Annotated in this window: 4 protein-coding genes, 2 tRNA genes, 3 rRNA genes and 3 pseudogenes; 11 read left to right on the plus strand and 1 reads right to left on the minus strand. The window is 40.8% G+C overall.

The genetic code is table 11. The features are described from left to right. Positions 1-11 precede the first annotated feature (11 nt). Together H3Z85_13085 and H3Z85_13090 are read left to right on the plus strand one after the other, a co-directional pair. Complete coding sequence (locus H3Z85_13085) at positions 12-1010, plus strand: polysaccharide deacetylase family protein (protein ID QPQ50433.1); 999 nt, start codon at positions 12-14, stop codon at positions 1008-1010. After that, positions 1007-2083, plus strand: coding sequence for a GNAT family N-acetyltransferase (locus H3Z85_13090; GenBank protein ID QPQ50434.1), 1077 nt, complete (start codon positions 1007-1009; stop codon positions 2081-2083). Before H3Z85_13085 ends, H3Z85_13090 begins: the two co-directional genes overlap by 4 nt. Positions 2084-2132: 49 nt before the next feature. On the opposite strand, the gene H3Z85_13095 is transcribed toward H3Z85_13090, so the two are convergent. Beyond that, positions 2133-5000, minus strand: coding sequence for an insulinase family protein (locus H3Z85_13095; GenBank protein QPQ50435.1), 2868 nt, complete (start codon positions 4998-5000; stop codon positions 2133-2135). A 1168-nt stretch (positions 5001-6168) separates the two neighbouring features. Between H3Z85_13095 and H3Z85_13100 the strand changes: the two genes are divergently transcribed. The 9 genes and pseudogenes from H3Z85_13100 (at position 6169) to kdpC (ending at position 17927) form a co-directional block, all read left to right on the plus strand. After that, positions 6169-7689, plus strand: a 16S ribosomal RNA gene (locus H3Z85_13100). Positions 7690-7895: 206 nt separating this feature from the next. After that, positions 7896-7969: transfer RNA gene (locus H3Z85_13105), tRNA-Ile, on the plus strand. Positions 7970-8055: 86 nt separating this feature from the next. Next, positions 8056-8129 (plus strand) — tRNA-Ala (locus tag H3Z85_13110). Positions 8130-8332: 203 nt separating this feature from the next. Continuing rightward, a 23S ribosomal RNA gene (locus H3Z85_13115) occupies positions 8333-11089 on the plus strand. A 144-nt stretch (positions 11090-11233) separates the two neighbouring features. Next, positions 11234-11341: ribosomal RNA gene (rrf, locus tag H3Z85_13120) — 5S ribosomal RNA — on the plus strand. Together the 16S, 23S and 5S rRNA genes with 2 tRNA genes alongside form the textbook arrangement of a ribosomal RNA operon. A gap of 351 nt (positions 11342-11692) precedes the next feature. Then, positions 11693-13014: pseudogene (locus H3Z85_13125) on the plus strand (sigma-54-dependent Fis family transcriptional regulator). A 438-nt stretch (positions 13015-13452) separates the two neighbouring features. Continuing rightward, positions 13453-15146, plus strand: a pseudogene (gene kdpA / locus H3Z85_13130) (potassium-transporting ATPase subunit KdpA). 173 nt (positions 15147-15319) lie between these two features. Continuing rightward, a complete protein-coding gene (kdpB, locus tag H3Z85_13135; protein QPQ50436.1) occupies positions 15320-17359 on the plus strand; it encodes a potassium-transporting ATPase subunit KdpB in 2040 nt (679 codons plus the stop codon). 11 nt (positions 17360-17370) lie between these two features. Beyond that, positions 17371-17927: pseudogene (kdpC, locus tag H3Z85_13140) on the plus strand (K(+)-transporting ATPase subunit C). The last annotated feature ends 11 nt before the right edge of the window (positions 17928-17938 follow it).

A 17938-nucleotide genomic window follows, 5' to 3' on the forward strand; every position in this document is an offset into this window, starting at 1 on the left:
ATTTTAACAGGATGAAAGACAGACTCATCAATTTAATGGCAGCTATTGAACATGATAATATCGGGAAAACTTTTCCGCTGGATTATTGTCTGCCCCTTTATCATACTGTTTCTGATGCAGATCTTCCCCATATCAAACATATCATTCAATATAAGAATACGGCACAGTTTGAGCAGGATCTGGATTATTTTTCGAAATACTTTCAATGGGTAGACTGGAACGAATTCAAACACCATGGTAACAGGAATTTCAGTTCAAAGAAAAAAATTGCCTTACTTACCTTCGATGATGGGTTCCGGGAGTTTTATGATGTGGTGGCCCCTGTTTTAGAACGTAAAGGAATTTATGCCTGTAATTTTATAAATCCGGCTTTCATAGATAACCGGGATATGATGTTCCGATGCAAAGCCAGCATTCTTGTTGACAGGATACAAAATATGAAAAACCCGGATCCGGAAGTATATCATCTGCTATCCCTTAAAAATCATTCAAAGGAAGCATTACAGCAACGTATTTTGAATGTAAAGTACAGAGAAAAAGATATGCTGGATAGGCTTGGAACAAAACTGGATATTGATTTTAAAAAATACTCAGCAGAAAATAAACCTTATCTGAGTACGGAAGAATTAAAAAAATTGACCCGCAAAGGTTTCGGCATATCGTCCCATAGCTGGGATCATCCCAAATACGGGGATTTGTCATTGGAACAACAGATGGAAACCACCGACAAGACTTTCGCTTATTTAAAAGAAAATGGGTTTCTTTATGAGACATTTGCATTTCCTTTTACTGATTTTCAGGTGAAAAAAAATTTTTTTGACGAGCTCTTTAAAAATGAAGAAATATACTGTAGTTTTGGATGTGCCGGGGTAAAGCTCGACACCGTACAAAATAATTTTCAAAGGATTCCCATGGAAATGGGGGAGAGTGGAGCAAAAATTTTGAAGAAGGAAATAGTTTATTTCAAAATGAAAAAGCTGATCCGTAAAAATACGATAGAAAGAAAATGATGCAACTGAAAACATTCAACAGAAAAGAACTGGAAGACTTTATATCATCCGGTGATTTCGAGCAATATGATTTTCTTCCCATTACCAGACATCGTGCGGTATCCCAGATTAATAATCCAAAAGCATCAGACGACCAGACTTTACTCATTCTGGCTTTTGATGATGAGAAACTCATAGGATATGTAGGATGTTTTCCAGATTATTTTATCGTTGATGGTAAAACAGTCCGTTACGCCTGGCTCAGCACACTCTACGCCAACCCCGCATTCAGGAAAAAAAGACCGGCAAAGGCTCTTCTGAAAAGGGTTTTTGAAGAATATGAAGGACGGATTGTAATCACCGAGTTTACAAGAGAAGCAGAAGCATTGTATAATATTGCGGGAGCTTTTGACTATGTTTTTCCGAAAGAAGGAAAGCGGTATTACTTCAGAACAGACGCCGCAACTATAATTCCTGAGAAAAAGCCTGGGACCCAAAAATACAAACCTTTCTTTAAGGTTCTGGATGCTATTGCCAATTTTTTCATCTCCGCAAAGAACGTACTGATTAAAAAGCCTGACTTTCATTATGAAATTCTTAGTTCGGCCGATCAAGAAATCGTAGATTTTATCAATGAATTCCCCAGCCACCGTACCGCAGAAGAAATTAATGTTTTTATAGAAAACCCATGGGTATTGGAAGGAGATAAAGACGACAGATATCTCTTCTCAAGCTATGCCAGGACTTTTAGGTTTTTCTGGGTAAAAATTTTTGATGAAAATAATAAACTTACCACATGTTTTCTGCTTCAGCTCCGTGATGGATATCTAAAAATACCGTACCTGTTTACCCAAACAGATCAAAGCAGAATCATCCGTTTCTTAAACTATTTTATTGTGAAAAATAAAGTGAAAGCTCTGACAAGCTATCACACAGAACTCAACGAAGCGATAAAAGGTTCTAAAACATTTCCTACAATTCATGAACGCAGTTTTAAGAGGGAGTATCTCTTTCATCAACAATTGCTCAGGGATCTTCCGAAGGATTTTAATCCCTACTACCAGGACGGGGATGGAGACTGTATGATGACATAATCACTGTAGAAGGTAAAAAAATCCGCCCAATGTTGAGCGGATTGTATGTTTAGTGTCCGAAGATATCTTTTAAACTTACCTCTGTGAATGTTCCCATTTTATTCACAGCGTCCATATTCAGGTTTTCTTTTTTACCAATAATGGCGGTATTAAAATGTACTGACTGAATGTCTTTCTGATAGAATTCTTTAAGATCCTCAAATTTCAGATCTTGAATCTGCTCGTAGATATCTTTTCGGAAATCATGATCAATATTCAGTTTCTTCAGTCTTAAAGTATTGAAAAATATATTGTTTCGCGTTACCCTCGTTGAGGCAATCTGCTTTAAGGCAGCATTTTTGGCATTTTCAAACTGGATAGTCACTTCAGGAAGCTCATTCATTAGTTCGTTCAAAGTATCTACGGCAATCATCAGCTTGTCCGGCTGGGTGCCGATATAAGTGGTAATATAATCCGGATGCTTTAATTCTGAATTGGCAGCATAAGAAACATAGGCAGAATAAGCAAGACTCTTACTCTCACGGATCTCCTGGAAGACAATGGAAGATAATCCTCTGCCGAAATATTCATTGAAAACATTGATTTTTCCAAAGTCTGAAGGATTCACCAGATGTCCTTTCCCTATTTTGCTCATTTCCATTTGAACCATATCATAGTTGATAAAATAAACATTCCCTCCTGTGTCAGGTTCAGGGTATTGTTTGGGTTCCGGAATTTGAAGACTTTCATTCTCAGTGTATTTACCAATATATCCTTTAAATCCTTCAAAATCTTTTCCATAGAAAAAGATCTGATAAGGATAACTGAAAAGGTTTTTCATCCGGTCGGTAAATACTTCAGCTTTACTGTTTTCAAGTTCTTCTTTAGATATAACATCCGTAAAACGGGAGTAGCTTCCTAACTTTGTATAATTCGTCAGGGCGGTCATGATACGGTTTTTATCTTTTTTAATAGCTTGTCTGTTTTCCAGGACGGTTCCTACAAATTGATTGTAAACCTCCTGATCAGGCTGTACATTATGCATCCAGCTTTGCAGGAGCTCAATACCTTTTTCAATATTTTCTTCCAATCCGCTTAATGTGATAAGAAGCTGGTCGTTGGTCGTTTTAAAATCATTGCTGATCCCGATCTTGAAAAACTCTTTTTTCAACTCTTCAGGCGAAAGACGATCAGTACCCAGATATTGAAGCAGCTGGGTTGAGATTCCTAAATCTCTGTCATGATCGCTTCCGAAAGGGAAAATGAAATGCACCTGGGCAATATCATTATATTTATTTTTAACAAAGCTTATCTTTTTACCCTTGATCGTATCCGTAGCAATCTCCTTTTGATAGTCAATGAATTCAGGTTTTATATCCTCAGTTTTTTCCGTTACAATTTCACTTAAAAACGCTGACTGGGCCTCACGGTTGATTTTCACAGGAGTAATACCGGGATTTTCAACCCTTACAAGTTTATCATTAACGCCTTTCTCTTTATTGACAACGACGTAATTTTCCTTAAAAAATTCGTTGGCAAAAGCAATGACATCATCTTTGGTAAAACGTGCATATTCATCCATTTCGTTCAGTTCCTGTTCCCAGGTTCTTCCTTTGATATACGTATCGTAAAGATTAGTAGCAAGGCCATCAGCCGTTTCAAGTCCTTTCATCCGTTGAAGCTTAAAATCATTGATGATCGCAGGGAGCATCCAATCCGGAAAATCCCCTTTTTTGATCAGTTCAATTTCTTCAAGAACCATTTCTCTGGCTTCCTCCAGGCTTTGTGTTTCTTTTGGAACAGCTACAATAGAAAAATACCCGTATTGCTTTAGCCCGACGGAAAAGGCCTGTGCCCAAAGCATTTTTTGTGTCTGGTTGATGTGAAGATCCAATAAACCGGCTTCACCTCTGTTGCTGAGAATATTGGCAACAACGTCTGCAAGCATCGCTTCACGCGTACCATAGCTGTCAGTCCTCCATGCCAGTTGAACACGTGGAGTAGTAGGGCTTTTTACCGTTCTTTCTACAATCTCTGTCATTGGTGATTCAATGACCGGTGTTTTAGCTGGAAGTTCTTTATAGGGTAAAGCCCCGAAATATTGATCTATTAATAAGATGGTTTCTTCAAAATCAAGATCACCTACCAATACCATTGCATAGTTATTAGGAACATAATATTCGTTAAAATACTTGTGAATAGCCTTCATTGATGGGTTTTTCAAGTGCTCCGGTTTCCCTAATGTTGTTTGTTGCCCGTTGGGGTGAGTCGGGAAAAGAGCGGCCATCAGTTCATAATTCACAAGTCTTGTGTCATTATCCTGCGCCCTGTTGAATTCTTCATATACCGATTCCAGTTCAGTGTGGAAAAGACGGAGTACAATTTCAGAAAATCTTTCTTTTTCTATTTTTAACCATTTTTCAAGCTCATTATTCGGAATATTGTTTTTATAAACCGTTTCGTCAAACCATGTATGGGCATTGGTTCCGCTTGCCCCCAAAGATGAAATTGCTTTATCATATTCGTTCGCAATGGCATACTGGCTGGCTTCCTGGGAAACTTCATCTATTTTTTTATAGATTTCTTTCTTTTTTTCAGGGTTTTGCTCTGCCTTATGCTGCTCATATAGCTCGGAGATCTGATCCAGAAGTTCACTTTCTTTCTTCCAGTTTTGAGTCCCGATTTTAGAAGTTCCCTTAAACATCATATGCTCAAGATAATGAGCAAGTCCGGTGTTATCTGCCGGGTCATTATTACTTCCCGTTCTTACAGGAATGAAGGTTTGTATCCTTGGAGCATCAGAATTTTGGGCAAGAAAAACTTTGAGACCATTTTTCAATGTATAGATTCTTACCTTATTTTCATCATGGGTTACTGTAATATATTCGTATTGATTAGTATCTGTATGAACTGTTTCTTTGTATTTTCTGTCTATCATATAAACTCATTTCATCCCTTATCGATCCGGAATGCTTTACAAATGTAAGCAATCATAAAAAAAGTTCCTTATTTTTTATCATTATTACATCTATTATCCCGGTTGAAAACTTAAATCAGTACATTTAAAAGATATCCATCTCCCAATCGAAAAAGAGTAGTTGTTCTTAATATGTTCAATCTTTTAACCTTTCAGCTTTAACCTCACTCATGCTCCTGTCATCGCATAGTACAGCCAAAATCATGTATACTATCATATTCTATATAGAGTAAAACCATACATATATAATAATATAATTCGTCATCATCTTTGCAGTTCATTTTAGTGGTAAAAATGTTATTCCATAGCAGCGGGCTAAAGCCCTCTCAATAGAGTATCCTTTAAAATCAGGCTTTAGCCCAAACGTAAAACCTTTCCAAGACCATCCTCACGAAACTTATCGCCCCATACAGCCCTTACTCTCGCTATACTATATAATAAAGCATAACCATCTGCGCCAACCCGCAAGAATAACGGAAGATTTTATCCATTTTCAATATTCCTCTTCCTTCTTATATATATGTACCCAAAATTTTCCCTTCCAACCCCATTTTTCCCTGCTATTTTCGAGCCCTCCCACATTCCGGCGTCTCCCTTCAAACATTTGTTTAAAATTTTTCTCCCTGCCTTCCAATGGTTTACCCTCCAATATTACAATAAAGTAAAATTTATGTTACATAAACTTGCGGGGTATTGAGGAAGTCTCTATCTTTGCCCCACTGAAAAACGAAAGACATTCAGTAAGCGCAGAAGGGCTTTTAGATAAGCAAAAACAAAATACTCTTAAAAGAAACAGACGAAAAAAAACTTCAAAACTTTTTACAAAAAAAAGTTGCCGGTTAAAAAAGAGTTTGTATCTTTGCAGTCCCAATTAGAGGGAGCGCAGGAGTAGAGGGATTAAGGTTTCGAGAAGGGTTTAGGGTTACACAATAAACTTTAAATTTTCTTCAAAAAACATTTGGTCAATTCAAAATAAAGTTTTACTTTTGCACTCGCAAATACGGAGCAACACTGACAGAAAGATTGTTTCGTTATAAAGCGGAAGATATAAAGATCATTGACATACAATATAACAACCAAGTAAGGAAAAACTAAAGCGTTAAAAACTTTGAGTGAGTCAGACAAACATACAATGGAGAGTTTGATCCTGGCTCAGGATGAACGCTAGCGGGAGGCCTAACACATGCAAGCCGAGCGGTAGAGATCTTTCGGGATCTTGAGAGCGGCGTACGGGTGCGGAACACGTGTGCAACCTGCCTTTATCTGGGGGATAGCCTTTCGAAAGGAAGATTAATACCCCATAATATGTTGGATGGCATCATTCGACATTGAAAACTCCGGTGGATAGAGATGGGCACGCGCAAGATTAGATAGTTGGTGAGGTAACGGCTCACCAAGTCTGCGATCTTTAGGGGGCCTGAGAGGGTGATCCCCCACACTGGTACTGAGACACGGACCAGACTCCTACGGGAGGCAGCAGTGAGGAATATTGGACAATGGGTGAGAGCCTGATCCAGCCATCCCGCGTGAAGGACGACGGCCCTATGGGTTGTAAACTTCTTTTGTATAGGGATAAACCTACTCTCGTGAGAGTAGCTGAAGGTACTATACGAATAAGCACCGGCTAACTCCGTGCCAGCAGCCGCGGTAATACGGAGGGTGCAAGCGTTATCCGGATTTATTGGGTTTAAAGGGTCCGTAGGCGGATCTGTAAGTCAGTGGTGAAATCTCACAGCTTAACTGTGAAACTGCCATTGATACTGCAGGTCTTGAGTGTTGTTGAAGTAGCTGGAATAAGTAGTGTAGCGGTGAAATGCATAGATATTACTTAGAACACCAATTGCGAAGGCAGGTTACTAAGCAACAACTGACGCTGATGGACGAAAGCGTGGGGAGCGAACAGGATTAGATACCCTGGTAGTCCACGCCGTAAACGATGCTAACTCGTTTTTGGGCTTTCGGGTTCAGAGACTAAGCGAAAGTGATAAGTTAGCCACCTGGGGAGTACGAACGCAAGTTTGAAACTCAAAGGAATTGACGGGGGCCCGCACAAGCGGTGGATTATGTGGTTTAATTCGATGATACGCGAGGAACCTTACCAAGGCTTAAATGGGAAATGACAGGTTTAGAAATAGACTTTTCTTCGGACATTTTTCAAGGTGCTGCATGGTTGTCGTCAGCTCGTGCCGTGAGGTGTTAGGTTAAGTCCTGCAACGAGCGCAACCCCTGTCACTAGTTGCCATCATTAAGTTGGGGACTCTAGTGAGACTGCCTACGCAAGTAGAGAGGAAGGTGGGGATGACGTCAAATCATCACGGCCCTTACGCCTTGGGCCACACACGTAATACAATGGCCGGTACAGAGGGCAGCTACACAGCGATGTGATGCAAATCTCGAAAGCCGGTCTCAGTTCGGATTGGAGTCTGCAACTCGACTCTATGAAGCTGGAATCGCTAGTAATCGCGCATCAGCCATGGCGCGGTGAATACGTTCCCGGGCCTTGTACACACCGCCCGTCAAGCCATGGAAGTCTGGGGTACCTGAAGTCGGTGACCGTAACAGGAGCTGCCTAGGGTAAAACAGGTAACTAGGGCTAAGTCGTAACAAGGTAGCCGTACCGGAAGGTGCGGCTGGAACATCTCATTTTAGAGCGTCTTAAAGACGATAAAAAAATTAGTATCGCAAGATACAGTACTTACTTAAAGTTCAGGCTTTAGTTTTTATTTGGTTGATATATAACAATACAAAACCCACTAGAAATTAGTAAAGGGATTGAGATACAAGAGCCCAGAGCGAAGAACCAAGACGAATGAAAGTCTTGTATCTAGCATCTAGGATCTGTAAGTCTAAAAAGACAGTCTCGTAGCTCAGCTGGTTAGAGCGCTACACTGATAATGTAGAGGTCGGCAGTTCGAGCCTGCCCGAGACTACTAATTAAAAGACGGGAAGACATCAGATATGAGACATCAGACATTTAAGTCTGAGATCTGGGATCTGATATCTGAAGTCTACTAGCGGGGAATTAGCTCAGCTGGCTAGAGCGCCTGCCTTGCACGCAGGAGGTCAAGGGTTCGACTCCCTTATTCTCCACAGTTTTGTGAGTTTGATTTAAAAGTTACGGATGGAGCCAAAAACAACATCTGTTTATCAGACGAGCAAGAAGCAATTAAGATCATTGACATTAACGGTAAAGACATCACAAAGAGATAACCGAGCACTTTCGAGTGCGAAGTTTAAAAATATTAATTAGCATTGAATGCTAATGACAAAACTAAACTAATATAATTATTAGGAAAGAAATCGTTAAGGGCGTATGGCGGATGCCTAGGCTTTCAGAGGCGAAGAAGGACGTGGTAAGCTGCGAAAAGCTGCGGGGATTGGCACACACGAATTGATCCGCAGATGTCCGAATGGGGCAACCCGGCATGTTGAAGACATGTCATCCCTTAGGGGAAGCAAACCCGGAGAACTGAAACATCTAAGTACCCGGAGGAAAAGAAATCGAAGAGATTCCGTAAGTAGTGGCGAGCGAAAGCGGATTAGCCCAAAAGTCTTTTTATATTTAGAAGAATGTTCTGGAAAGAACAGCCATAGACGGTGATAGCCCGGTATTCGAAAGGTATATTAAGATGATAAATGAGTAGGGCGGGACACGTGAAATCCTGTCTGAATATGGGGGGACCATCCTCCAAGGCTAAATACTCCTGAAAGACCGATAGTGAACAAGTACTGTGAAGGAAAGGTGAAAAGCACTTCGAATAGAAGGGTGAAATAGAACCTGAAACCGTACGCCTACAAGCGGTCGGAGCAGCGTAATGCTGTGACGGCGTGCCTTTTGCATAATGAGCCTACGAGTTAATTTTACTAGCGAGGTTAAGGTATTAAGTACCGGAGCCGGAGCGAAAGCGAGTCTGAATAGGGCGCATAGTTAGTAGGATTAGACGCGAAACCTTGTGATCTACCCATGGGCAGGTTGAAGCTCTGGTAACACAGAGTGGAGGACCGAACCGGTTGACGTTGAAAAGTCTTCGGATGACCTGTGGGTAGGGGTGAAAGGCCAATCAAACTGGGAGATAGCTCGTACTCTCCGAAATGCATTTAGGTGCAGCGTCGTATATAAGTTTATTAGAGGTAGAGCTACTGATTGGATGCGGGGGTTTCACCGCCTACCAATTCCTGACAAACTCCGAATGCTAATAAATGTTCTACGGCAGTGAGGGCATGGGTGCTAAGGTCCATGTCCGAGAGGGAAAGAACCCAGACCAACAGCTAAGGTCCCCAAATATATGTTAAGTTGAAGCAACGCGGTTGGACTGCATTGACAGCTAGGATGTTGGCTTGGAAGCAGCCATTCATTTAAAGAGTGCGTAACAGCTCACTAGTCGAGCGGTCCGGCATGGATAATAATCGGGCATAAACATATTACCGAAGCTATGGATTTGTATTTAAGATACATCTGGTAGGAGAGCATTCTATTTGCGCCGAAGCAGTACTGTGAGGTATTGTGGAGCGGATAGAAAAGAAAATGTAGGCATAAGTAACGATAAAGCAGGCGAGAAACCTGCTCACCGAAAGACTAAGGTTTCCTCAGCCATGCTAATCAGCTGAGGGTTAGTCGGGACCTAACGCGAACCCGAAAGGGGTAGTGGATGGACAATGGGTTAATATTCCCATACTTGCTCACACTAAAAAGGGGACGGAGTGCCGTACTTACTGGAGACTGACGGAATAGTCAAGGCCTAGCCTTCGGGCGAAGCTGCTGTAGGGAAAGTGCTTCCAAGAAAAGCCGAAGTGAAGCAACCCGTACCAAAACCGACACAGGTAGTCGAGGAGAGAATCCTAAGGTGCTAGAGTGAATCATGGTTAAGGAACTAGGCAAAATAGTCTCGTAACTTCGGGAGAAGAGACGCCATCAGCAATGGTGGCCGCAGTAAAGAGGCCCAGGCGACTGTTTATCAAAAACACAGGACTCTGCAAAATCGAAAGATGCAGTATAGGGTCTGACACCTGCCCGGTGCTGGAAGGTTAAGGAAGGTGCTTAGCGTAAGCGAAGGCATTGACTGAAGCCCCAGTAAACGGCGGCCGTAACTATAACGGTCCTAAGGTAGCGAAATTCCTTGTCGGGTAAGTTCCGACCTGCACGAATGGTGTAACGATCTGGGCACTGTCTCAACCATGAGCTCTGTGAAATTGTAGTATCGGTGAAGATGCCGATTACCCGCAATGGGACGAAAAGACCCTGTGAACCTTTACTATAACTTCGTATTGACTTTGAGTAAGTAATGTGTAGGATAGGTGGGAGGCTTTGAAGCTGGCACGCTAGTGTTGGTGGAGCCGACGTTGAAATACCACCCTTTACTTACTTGGAGCCTAACTTCTTTCAGAAGGACATTGCGTGGTGGGTAGTTTGACTGGGGTGGTCGCCTCCAAAAGAGTAACGGAGGCTTTCAAAGGTACCCTCAGCACGCTTGGTAACCGTGCGTAGAGTGTAATGGCATAAGGGTGCTTGACTGTGAGACCAACAAGTCGATCAGGTGCGAAAGCAGGACATAGTGATCCGGTGGTTCCGTATGGAAGGGCCATCGCTCATAGGATAAAAGGTACTCCGGGGATAACAGGCTAGTCTCCCCCAAGAGCTCACATCGACGGGGAGGTTCGGCACCTCGATGTCGGCTCGTCACATCCTGGGGCTGGAGAAGGTCCCAAGGGTTGGGCTGTTCGCCCATTAAAGTGGCACGCGAGCTGGGTTCAGAACGTCGTGAGACAGTTCGGTCTCTATCTATTGCGGGCGTTAGATGTTTGAGAGGGCTTGATTCTAGTACGAGAGGACCGAATTGAACAAACCTCTGGTGTATCAGTTGTACCGCCAGGTGCACTGCTGAGTAGCTACGTTTGGAAGAGATAAGCACTGAAGGCATATAAGTGCGAAACTCGCCTCAAGATGAGACATCTTTTAAGGGTCGTTGGAGATGACGACGTTGATAGGCTACAGGTGTAAAGGCAGTAATGTCATAGCCGAGTAGTACTAATTACCCGTAGATTTATAGCCTGATAAGGCGCACAAGAAAGTGCAGCAAGGTTAGCTCTTTGTGAAAGTTTTTATCGCTTAAAACAGATATCAGAGATGATCTCTCAGATCTCAGGCATTGGTCTGACATCTGAAGTCTTACTTCTGACATCTTATATACAACCTTTAGGGTGGTTTTAGCGGTGGGGCTCACCTGTTCCCATTCCGAACACAGAAGTTAAGCCCACCAGCGCCGATGGTACTGCTAACGCGGGAGAGTAGGCCGCCGCCAGTTTTTATTTTATTTTTAAAAAGTCTCATACAGCAATGTATGAGACTTTTTTTGCTTTATACCTAAGCAGGTTACAGATTATAGCTTACAGGTTACAGGCTATAGCCTATAGGCCCTAATCCACTAGATCATTCCTGATTGATCATTTTCAACTCTCAATTCTCAATTTTCAACTTATTTACAGATCGTATTCCTGATATGGTCTTCCTTTACAATTATTTCTGTGTAGAATATGAGCAGATAGCCGGAAACAGCTTCTAAAAATCTATGTAATGATGAAATTTATTTCCATAATTACTGGCTTTTAGTCAAATAAAATTGATAAGTTTGTATACGTTTTCCAAAATAAATATAATGTCAGGAAACATTCTGATCATCGATGATGAGATCAAGCTCCTTAGGTTATTGGGCATGATCCTTTCCCAAGAAAATTTTAATGTAAAAGAAGCCTCTACATCCCGCTCTGCAATGACAATGCTTGAGCAGTATGATTTTGATGTGGTGTTGTGTGATGTCCGGCTTCCTGATGCATTTGGTGTCGAGTTGGTACAGTCAATCAAGACGAAATATCCTCACCTTGAAATTATACTGATGACTGCATTTGGAAACATTACTGATGCTGTCCAGGCTATGAAAAACGGGGCTTATGATTATCTTGTGAAAGGAGATGATAATGAGAAGATTATCCCATTGGTATATAAGGCATTAGAGAAGGTTAAAGATAACAAATCCAGAATTATTCCCCGTAACACAGTCAGGGATTTGCCCAAATCATAGGAAACTCACCTGCTATTTTACAGGCAAGGAAACTGGCTGAAAAGGTTGCATTAACAGATGCAGCGGTATTACTTACGGGTGAAACCGGAACTGGAAAAGAAGTTTTTGCGAATGCGATTCATGATGCGAGCGACAGAAATAAAAATAGTTTTGTCGCTATCAACTGTTCGGCATTCAGTAGAGAAATTCTTGAGAGTGAGCTTTTCGGACATAAACAGGGAGCATTTACAGGAGCCTTGAAAGATAAGAAAGGCCTGATTGAAGAAGCTAATGGCGGTACTTTATTTTTAGATGAGATTGGAGAGATGCCTATTGATCTTCAGGCAAAATTGTTAAGGCTACTGGAAACAAAGGAATTTATCAAAATGGGAGAAACAAAGGTTTCAAAATCTGACTTCAGATTAATTGCTGCCACCAACAGGAACCTCGAAGACGAAATAAAACAGGGAAACTTCAGGGAAGACCTGTATTTCAGACTCAATGTTTTTGAGATTAATCTTCCTGCTCTAAGAGAAAGAAAAGAAGATTTAAAAATGCTGGCAAAGAATTTTATTGATCAGTTTTCTCATAAGCTTCATTTATCAGGAATTCAGGTAAGTCCGGATTATTACAGAATATTGGAAAAGAATGACTGGAAGGGAAATATCAGGGAACTTAGAAATGCCGTAGAACGAAGTCTTATTTTGATGGATAATAATACTCTGGATACCGAGAGTCTTCCTCATTATTCTGAAAAAACTGTTTCAGAAAATGATTCTCTAAGTATCCGATCTCTTGAAAAAGTACATATACAAAAGGTATTACAGTATACGAAAGGCAATAAAGCGGAAGCGGCGCGGTTGTTGGAGATCGGAATTGCCACCTTATACCGTAAACTGGAAGAATACGGATTAAAATAAATATTTTATCATTTTAATAAAGAGCCTATCATTTTGATAGGCTTTTGTGTTTTTATAAGGTGTTGATTTTGGTTTTAATGTTTTGTAATTCAGTTGTTTATCTGTTGTATTTCAATAATGGACTTTCTTTTGGCATATAGTCTTTGAATAAAATATTTTAAAATGACAATTTCAAGAAAATCGTTTAAAAAACGGGAGCATGCTAATTTTAGTTTGCTGATTGTATCGTATGTATTGTTGATCCTTTTAACCTTAATAATAAAGATATGATGCTTATAAGTTTAATTCTGCTGTTTGCAGTATTGTATTGGCTTTTATATAAATCAGTTGAATTTTTTGATAGAATATAAAATTATGTGGAGTTTATTTTTTCTTTCAATTCTCGCCTTTGTGTATATCTGTTATGTTTTAATGAAACCCGAAAAATTTTAAACGATCATGAATACAGAGATTTCAGGCATCATAGCCATGTTTGCTATTACATTAGTGATCGGAATACTTTTAGGTAAATACATTGCTAATGTCTATGGATATAAAAAAACTGTTCTGGACCCAATATTCCAGCCCATTGAAAAGTTAATTTATAAAATATCAGGTATCAATCCCAACCGCCAGATGAACTGGAAACAGAATATGTATGCCATGCTGGCCATCAATTTTGTCTGGTTTATCATCGGGTTCATACTTTTAATGACCCAGGCCTGGCTTCCCATGAATCCCGACGGGAATCCAAACATGTCACCGGATTTAGCATTTAATACGACTATCTCATTTTTGGTGAATTGTAACCTGCAGCATTATTCCGGAGAGTCCGGCGTAAGCTATCTAAGCCAGTTGTACTTAATGTTTTTACAATTTGTAACGGCGGCAACCGGAATGGCAGCTATGGCCGTTCTTTTTAAAGCATTTAAAGAGAAAACGGCTACAGAACTTGGAAATTTTTATGATTATTTTACCAAGTCAATGATCAGAATTTTAGTTCCGATCAGTATTATAGTTGCTTTCATTCTTTCTGTCAACGGAACTCCGATGACTTTTGAGGGTAAAGATCAAATAACCGGCTTGGAAGGTCAAAAAATTGAAGTCTCCAGAGGTCCGGTAGCAGGTTTTGTGGCGATCAAGCATTTGGGAACCAACGGAGGTGGATTTTTCGGGACCAACTCGGCACATCCTCTTGAAAATCCTAATTATGTAACTAATATGACAGAAATGGTCACTCAGATGATTATTCCGTTTGCATTGGTTTTTGCGTTAGGCTTTTATTTAAACAGGAGAAAGCTGTCATGGGTCATCTTTACCGTAATGACGGTTGGTTTTCTTGCGCTTACCGTTCCGAATATAGTGAATGAGACCGGAGGAAATCCTTTAATCACAAAAATGGGTGCAGACAGCAGCCTGGGAGCGATGGAAGGTAAAGAAATCCGTTTCGGAAGCGCTGCTTCAGGATATTGGAGTATCGCAACAACCGTGATTTCAACGGGATCGGTGAATTCAATGCATGACAGTACTATGCCTCTTTCCGGAATGAATGAGCTGCTGGCGATGATGATCAACTGTTTCTACGGAGGTTGTGGAGTAGGAATCCTGAATTATTTTATCTTTATTATTCTCGCCGTATTCATAAGTGGCCTGATGGTAGGAAGAACACCGGAATTTATGGGAAAAAGATCGAAGCAAAAGAAATGAAAATTGCAATGATCGTTGCCTTATTCCATCCTTTTTTAATTCTTGTAGGAACGGCTCTGACGGCTTACTTGCCGGAATTTGGGACAAAAACGCTCAATAATCCCGGATTCCACGGGTTCAGTGAAATGTTGTATGAGTTTACCTCTTCTTCCGCTAACAACGGTTCCGGATTTGAAGGGCTGGGAGACAATACACCGTGGTGGAATATTTCTACAGGTATTGTACTGTTGCTATCCAGGTTTATCCCAATCATTGGTCCTGTAGCAATTGCAGGCTTACTGGCACAGAAAAAATTTATTCCGGAAAGTTCGGGAACCCTGAAAACAGATACAGCTACCTTTGGTTTCATGACGCTTGCCGTGATCTTACTCATCGCTGCGCTGTCATTTTTCCCTGCACTTACACTCGGACCTATTGCAGAACAGATACAGTATTTCTCAAAATAATTGTAAACATTAAAAATTAAGATCAATATTCAACCATTAAGGAAGCCGGAAAGTAGGGGACTAGTCTAAAAACTTACTGAAACGTTCACTTAATATAATCCATCTCTTTATCCCCCTTATAAGGTTTGCCTTGATGGTCGTTATTGATTAATGATAAAAACTCTTTCAAAAAAATGAAAAATCAATCACAAACATTATTTCAAAGAGATTTGGTTAACGAGGCAATTAAACAGTCTTTCGTAAAACTGAATCCGAAAATTATGTTTAAAAATCCAGTGATGTTTCTGGTAGAGATCGGAACTGTTGTCATGTTTATCGTCAGCATGTTCAGCCTGACGGGCGATCAGTCCCAGGGAAGTTTCTCTTATAATTTCTTAGTATTTATTATTTTATTTTTCACGGTTCTTTTTGCCAATTTTGCAGAAGCAATTGCAGAGGCCAGAGGAAAAGCACAAGCAGATACGCTTCGAAAAACCCGAGAAGAAACTCCCGCCAAACTTGTCGTTGATAATAAGCAGGGATTTCAGGTGGAAACCGTTTTGAAGATGTCTGCCGAGATGAAGTTAGGAGATATTTTCCTTTGCGAAGCCGGAGATCAGATTCCTATGGATGGGGAGATTATCGAAGGTCTCGCAACAATTGATGAATCTGCCATTACCGGCGAAAGTGCTCCCGTCATTCGTGAAGCCGGCGGAGATAAAAGTTCCGTAACCGGTGGTACGAAGGTCCTTTCAGACAGAATCAAAGTAAAAGTAACGACTAAACCCGGAGAATCTTTTTTAGATAAAATGATTGCTCTTGTAGAAGGAGCTTCAAGACAGAAAACACCAAACGAAATCGCATTAACCATATTGCTGGCAGGGTTTACCCTGACCTTTATAATTGTTACCCTCACTTTAAAGCCCTTTGCAGATTACGCGCAGACTCCGATTACCATAGCGGCATTTATCTCACTTTTCGTGTGTCTTATTCCCACAACTATCGGTGGTCTCCTTTCTGCAATCGGAATTGCAGGAATGGACAGAGCTTTAAGAGCCAATGTCATCACAAAGAGCGGAAAAGCGGTAGAAACAGCCGGGGATATTGACGTTTTATTACTTGATAAAACAGGTACAATCACCATCGGAAACCGTAAAGCAACCCAATTTCACCCTGCAGAAGGAATCAAGATGGAAGACTTTATCAAAGCTTCTGCATTGAGCTCTGTAGCAGATGAAACGCCGGAAGGTAAATCCATCATTGAATTGAGTGCATTGAAATCCGAAGATTTACTGGTTCCTAATCCTACATATATTGATTTTACTGCTGAAACCAGAACATCAGGGATCGATTTTGAAGATACAAGGATCAGAAAAGGAGCTTATGATACGATAAAAAAACTGACTGAAAAAGCCGGAAATGCTTTCCCGCAGGAAACCCAGGATGCAGTAACCGGAATTTCTGAAAATGGAGGTACTCCCCTGGTGGTAGCTGTCAATGAAAAAGTATGGGGAGTAATTGAATTACAGGATATTATTAAAACCGGAATTCAGGAACGTTTTCAACGATTAAGAAAAATGGGAGTGAAAACCGTAATGGTAACCGGAGATAACCCACTGACAGCCAAATTTATTGCAGAAAAAGCAGGGGTAGATGATTTTATCGCAGAAGCCAAACCTGAAGATAAAATGAACTATATCAAAAAAGAACAGCAGGAAGGAAAACTGGTAGCGATGATGGGAGACGGAACGAATGATGCACCGGCACTGGCCCAGGCAGATGTAGGAGTTGCTATGAACAGTGGAACGCAGGCAGCAAAAGAAGCCGGTAATATGGTCGACCTTGATAATGATCCTACCAAACTGATCGAGATTGTGGAGATCGGTAAACAATTGCTGATGACAAGGGGAACGCTGACAACATTCAGTATTGCCAATGACGTAGCGAAGTACTTTGCCATTATTCCGGCCTTGTTTATCACTTTTATTCCTTCACTTCAGAAGCTGAATATCATGAATCTGCATAGTCCTGAAACGGCTATTTTATCTGCTGTTATTTTCAATGCAGTGATTATTCCGTTCCTGATCCCGTTAGCGTTAAAAGGGGTAGCCTATAAGCCGATCGGGGCAAGTGCTCTGCTACGAAGAAACCTTTTGATCTATGGTTTGGGAGGAGTTATTGTTCCGTTTATCGGGATCAAAATCATCGACTTACTGATTAGTTTATTCTATTAAAATTTAAAGAAATGAAAAATCATATTGTTTCAGCATTGAGGCTGACTTTGGTAATGCTGATTGTCGTAGGAATTTATCTGGGGATTGTGTATGGAGGTTCAAAAATACTGCCTACACAGGGAAATGCAGAAATTATCAATCATAAGGGACAGAAGTTCTATGCTAATATTGGCCAGGAGTTTAAATCAGACCAATATTTTCATGGCCGTCCTTCAACTGTTAACTATAATGCAGCAGGAAGTGGGGGAAGTAATAAGGGACCGAGCAATGAGGAATACCTGCAAACTGTACAAAAAGAATAGATACTTTGAGAATGCAAAACCCTGAAATGGGAAATGCCAAAGTACCGGTTGAGCTGGTCACTTCAAGCGGAAGCGGGCTGGATCCTGATATTTCTCGGGAAGGCGCCTTGTATCAGGCCAAGAGAATTGCTAAGGCGAGACATCTTTCCGAAGAGCAAATCAAAAATGTAATCAATACACAAACTGAAAAACCGTTCTTAGGACTTTTCGGGCCATCAAAACTCAATGTTCTGAAGCTTAATATCGCTTTGGATCAATTAAAATAATAAATAATCAT

Origin of the sequence: Chryseobacterium indologenes, assembly GCA_016025055.1 — a bacterium.
GTDB classification, from domain to species: Bacteria; Bacteroidota; Bacteroidia; order Flavobacteriales; family Weeksellaceae; genus Chryseobacterium; species Chryseobacterium indologenes.